We start from the raw sequence: 377 nt of genomic DNA, 5'->3' as shown, positions 1-377 counted from the left end.
GGGCCTGGGCGATCAGTTCGTCGAGGGTGCCGGGGAGGTTCTTCGGGTCCAGCCCGTTCTTGCTCAGCAGTTCCGAATTCCAGTAGTTCACATCGGTGTTGAGGTACCACGGGTAGCCGAAGGTGCCGTCCTGGCTGAGCGCCCGCAGGTTGTGGGTGAAGAAGCCGCTGCCGACGATCAGGACGCCCTCGTCGCGCAGGGGCGCGAGCCGGCGGCCGATCTCCAGCAGCCGCTGCGGGTCGAGGGTGCAGAGCTCGTCGCGCGTGGTGCCGAGCAGGGCGGTGGCGGCGCCGATGCCGCCGGCGTGCGCGTCCCAGCGGGCGGAGAGCTTGGCGGGGGTGACGGTGTCGAGCTGGAGCAGGTCGAGCAGGCGCAGG

General features: G+C 70.6%; 1 pseudogene. It reads right to left on the bottom strand.

Annotated features, from left to right (window positions below):
- A pseudogene (locus PUR61_RS00120) lies at nucleotides 1-377 on the bottom strand (hypothetical protein); the annotation flags it as partial.

The sequence above is a fragment of the Streptomyces sp. BE20 genome (assembly GCF_036322525.1).
GTDB lineage: Bacteria > Actinomycetota > Actinomycetes > Streptomycetales > Streptomycetaceae > Kitasatospora.
This window is presented reverse-complemented; position numbering and strand designations above follow the sequence as displayed.